The 4048-nt window shown below is 64.2% G+C and carries 4 protein-coding genes and 2 pseudogenes; 4 read left to right on the top strand and 2 right to left on the bottom strand.

What is annotated here, in order from left to right; all coding sequences use genetic code 11:
• Positions 1 to 258: 258 nt before the first annotated feature.
• Entirely contained in the window at positions 259 to 768 is a 510-nt protein-coding gene (locus JOZ76_RS15055) for a GNAT family N-acetyltransferase (RefSeq protein WP_291699413.1), read from the bottom strand.
• A 318-nt stretch (positions 769 to 1086) separates the two neighbouring features.
• Here JOZ76_RS15055 and JOZ76_RS15060 point away from each other — a divergent pair, with 318 nt between their 5' ends.
• The 4 genes and pseudogenes from JOZ76_RS15060 (at position 1087) to JOZ76_RS15075 (ending at position 2857) form a co-directional block, all read left to right on the top strand.
• Positions 1087 to 1947 (top strand): alpha/beta hydrolase family protein, encoded by an 861-nt coding sequence (locus JOZ76_RS15060; protein ID WP_441300036.1) that lies wholly within the window; start codon positions 1087 to 1089, stop codon positions 1945 to 1947.
• Positions 1944 to 2213: pseudogene (locus tag JOZ76_RS15065) on the top strand (DUF2269 family protein); the annotation flags it as partial. The gene JOZ76_RS15060 and the pseudogene JOZ76_RS15065, both read left to right, overlap by 4 nt.
• A pseudogene (locus tag JOZ76_RS15070) lies at positions 2213 to 2422 on the top strand (DoxX-like family protein); the annotation flags it as partial. The pseudogenes JOZ76_RS15065 and JOZ76_RS15070, both read left to right, overlap by 1 nt.
• A 24-nt stretch (positions 2423 to 2446) precedes the next feature.
• Positions 2447 to 2857 carry a thiol-disulfide oxidoreductase DCC family protein gene (locus tag JOZ76_RS15075; protein ID WP_291699414.1) on the top strand — a complete coding sequence of 137 codons (411 nt, stop codon included), beginning with the start codon at positions 2447 to 2449 and terminating at the stop codon, positions 2855 to 2857.
• Positions 2858 to 2959: 102 nt separating this feature from the next.
• On the opposite strand, the gene JOZ76_RS15080 is transcribed toward JOZ76_RS15075, so the two are convergent.
• The coding region (locus JOZ76_RS15080) for a flavin monoamine oxidase family protein (RefSeq protein WP_291699415.1) at positions 2960 to 4048 on the bottom strand (1089 nt) is incomplete at its 5' end.

Here is a 4048-nt window from a genome sequence, read left to right on the forward strand (position 1 = left end):
TTCGATGATGACGTTCACTTCCCGCGGCGGATCGACCCCGATCGGGATTGCGTCAATGCGCATAACTGGCTCCGTAAGAATCGAGGACGGGCGATCGATGCGCCTCCCGCTCCGACCCGGCGATGGATCGAGACGGCGTCAAGCACCGGACCGCATGATTGCCGGCCGGTTGTGCGCTCGATTGCACTGCAAATCAATGGGATCGGAGGATTACTGCGGCGGTCGGTAAACGCGGCCGCGCGACCAGGAGTGCCGCCGTCAGTTGGTCCAGGCGAAAGCCACCTTGTCGAGCGATTTTGGTCCGAACCGCTCGGAGGAGCGGGCGACCATGCGGCCGCCCAGCGTGCGGTAGAATTCGGTCGCAGGCTCGTTGTCCGAGAGCGCCCACACCACCATGCTCTTCAGCCCGCTCTGCACCAGGTCGCGGCGCGCCGCGGTGAACAGGCGGCGTCCGAAGCCGAGGTCCTGGAATTCCGGGCGCAGATACAGCTCGTAGATCTCGCCGTCGAAATGTAGGCTGCGGGCGCGATTGCGGCCGTAATTGGCGTAACCCGCGATCTTGTCGCCGAACACCAATACGCTGACGCGGCTGCCCTTGCGGATCGCGCTGTCCCACCAATGCGGACCGCGCCGGTTGATCAGCTTCTCCAGCTCGGCGCCAGGAATGATGCCCTGATAGGCTGCGCGCCAGGCTTCGTCATGAGTAGACGCCACCGCGGCTGCATCCGCAGCTTTGGCCGGCCGTACCTCGATCAGCGTTGTGCTCATGTCTCCAATCAAAGCAAGTCGCCGGGCTCCCTTCAAGGTCTATCGTTAAAGATCGGTTAACCTGTGGATTTTCTGCATCAGTTTGGCGGCTGCAATTGTGCCGAAAAGGGACAGAAGCGTGCCCGTGCCGCCATTTGAGGTGTTTGAGGGGGCTGGTTGCACATTCAACCGGCCGGTTGAGTAACTCCGCTGTCATAAACCGCGCTGGATTTGAACCATGAGCAGGTAGTCTTCCCATCGCGAAACCACCTGTGCTTAGGGACGATGATGCGGTCGTGGATAATCGGTTTGGCCTCGCTCGTAATCGGGCTGTTTCCGATGCAGATGGCGCTGCCGCAACCTGTCTATGGACCTGCGGGCAGCGAAGGCGCGCTGTTTCGCGAGCAGGCCTGGCTCGTTCCGTCGCCCGATCCCGCCATCGCGGCCCATGCGGTGCTTTATCGCCCGCCCGGCGACGGGCCGTTTCGCCTTGCCGTCATCGCGCACGCCTCGACCGAGAACGTGCTGCGACGCGCGCAAATGCCCCAGCCGGAATATCGCGCGCTTGCCGAACAGCTCGTTGCGCGCAGCTTTGCCGTGCTGGTGCCCGAACGTCTCGGGCACGGGGCGACTCGGGGGACCTATCTGGAAGACCAGGGCGGTTGTGACGAGGCGGACTACGCCCGGTCCGGGCGGGCCACCGCCGACCAGATTGCCCTGGCATTGCAGTTCCTGCGCGGGCAGCCGTTCATCCGAAAGGAGCCGGCCGTCATCATCGGCCATTCCGCCGGCGGCTGGGGGGCGCTTGCGCTTGCAGGCGACGATCCGAAGGCGGTCTCGGCGATCATCGTCTTTGCCGCCGGCCGCGGCGGCCATGCCAATGACGTCCCGGGCAAGCTCTGTGCGCCGCACACCTTGATGTCAGCTGCGAAAGCGTTCGGCAAGGGGGCGCGCATTCCGGTGACCTGGCTGGTTGCGGCCAATGACAGCTATTTTCCACCTAGCTTTTCGCGCGAGCTCGCTGGAGCCTTTCGTGCCGGCGGCGGCACGGTCGAGCTCAGGATGCTGCCGGCTTCGGGAAGCGAGGGGCACTGGGTGGTCGAGAGCGAAAGCGGCGTCAAACTGGCCAGGGCGGAGCTCGACCGCGCGCTGGGGATCACCTTGGGCCCTGGCGGACAAAGGCCGGTGCGCAAGCGATGACGCTGTATTTTTTGGTCAGGTATCTGCACGTACTCGGCGCGATCGTCATTCTCGGGACGGGAAGCGGCATCGCTTTCTTCATGCTGATGGCGCATCTGAGCCGCGAGGCCGCCTTCATCGCGCGCACGGCGGCGACCGTCGTGGTCGCCGCCATGCTGTTCACGCTGACCGCGGTGATCCTGCAGCCGCTCACCGGCGGCCTGTTGATGATGCTGTCGGACGTGCCGGTCACGGAGCATTGGCTGGTCGCTTCGCTGACGCTTTACTGATGGACATGAGCATCGGCGTGCTGATCGCATTCCATAGGACCGCGGCCCTTGGCCTGGCCGCGGGCATCGCGATGTCGCTTGGTTACATGGCCGGAACCGCGCTGCTCACGCCGGATTTATGGATCGAGCCGCTGGGCGCACTGGTCAAGACCGGGCCTGCGATCGTATTGATGGGCGTGGGGCTTGCGATGCTGGACAATCGATGACGAATACTCGATGACGAACACTCGATGACGAACAATTGGCCCGACGACGATGTGATCCTGTTCGATGGCGTGTGCGTGTTCTGCTCGCGCTGGGTCCATTTCGTCTCCACGCGCGACATCGACAAGCGCTTTCACTTCACGACCATCCAGTCGCCTTACGGCGCGCGGCTCGCGCGAACCTTGGGCATCGATCCCGGCGATCCCGACACCAATGCCGTGATCCACGGCGGCAAGGCGCATCTGCAGTCGGACGCCGCGCTGACTGTGCTGTCGACCCTGCCGCGCTGGCGCTGGGTGCGCGCCCTGTTCTGGGTGCCAAAACCGCTGCGGGATGCGGTCTATCGCCTCATCGCGCGCAACCGCTACAGGATTTTTGGCAAATACGATGCGTGCATGGTGCCGGATGCCGATTTGCGCGCCCGGGTGATCGAGTAGAACGGCACCGTCATTCCGGGGCGGTCCGAAGCACCGAAACCGGAATCTCGAGATTCCGGGTTCGCCTCTTCGAGGCGCCCCGGAATGGCGACGCAAAAGAACCTACCCCTCAGCAATCGCAGCGAGAACCTCCCGCGCCGCCCGCTCGCCACTGTCATGCGCACCATGGGCGGTGGAGAAAAAGTTCGGTGAGGTAGCCTCTCCCGCGAAGAACAGCCGACCGTCGATGGGCGCGGCCAGCACGGCGCGCTTGTCGGCGTGGCCGGGGAGCGCATGCGAATAGGCGCCGCGCGCGTAGGGATCGTGCGCCCAGCGCGATTCGCAAAGCGGGCTCAGCTTGCGGCGAAAATCATTGCCGAGGAACCCCGCGATCTCGTCCATTGCAGCGGCCGCGAACGCGCCCTCGCCGGCGTCTTCCAGCGCCTTGGCATGGCGGCCGCCGAAAAAGCCTTCGATGCAGGGCTGGCCGAACGGGCGGAGGTGATAGGTCCCCATGTCCGTTCGGAAGGTCAGCCCACGCAAATTGCCGTCCTTCGGCAGTGCTTCGGGCTCGGACAGGGCCAGCATCACCTTGTCGTCCACCCCGAGCGGCAGACCGGCCGCCGCATCGACCTTGGTCGGCAGTCCCGGGACGAAGCGGATGGCTTCGTCCGCGATCAGATTGGTGGGCACCGTGACAATGACCTGGTCGGCGGTCAGCGCGCCCAGCGATGTTTCGATGCGCAGGCGCCGTGCCGAATGGTCGATCAGGGTGACATTGCAATTGAAGACGAGCGGCAGCGACGCGCCATAGGCTGCCATCAGCGCGCCATAACCGCGTCGCACCCGCCAGTTGATGCCGGTGTCGTGATAGGCCTCGATATCCAGGATCGAGACCTGGTCGAGTTCACAGCCGTTCACATAGGTCGAGATTGCGTCGATCATTGGATTCCAGCGATTGCCGGGCTCGAGATAGAGATTGGCCGCGCAGTCCTCGCCGCGCAGCGCGGCTTGTTCGACACGATCGTAGAACGCGTCGATGGCGTGAAAGAATTTTGCGCGTTCGGCTTCCGGAAACACGTCGCCAAAGCCGCGGTCGCGCCAGGGCGGGATCGCCTTGTCGACCTCGAAGCCGAGCTGTTCGGCAATCGGAACGAAGGAGTTTTGGTCGGCCGAGTGCAGCCAGCCGCAGCCGACATCGAAGATGACATC

This window comes from Bradyrhizobium sp., assembly GCF_019244115.1.
Taxonomy (GTDB): Bacteria; Pseudomonadota; Alphaproteobacteria; order Rhizobiales; family Xanthobacteraceae; genus Bradyrhizobium.

Bases quoted from the DNA above. Each gene is read 5' to 3' on its own strand.
- JOZ76_RS15075 (WP_291699414.1), top strand. From the start codon at position 2,447: ATGACGAACAATTGGCCCGACGACGATGTGATCCTGTTCGATGGCGTG.
- JOZ76_RS15055 (WP_291699413.1), bottom strand. From the start codon at position 768: ATGAGCACAACGCTGATCGAGGTACGGCCGGCCAAAGCTGCGGATGCA.
- JOZ76_RS15060 (WP_441300036.1), top strand. From the start codon at position 1,087: ATGCAGATGGCGCTGCCGCAACCTGTCTATGGACCTGCGGGCAGCGAA.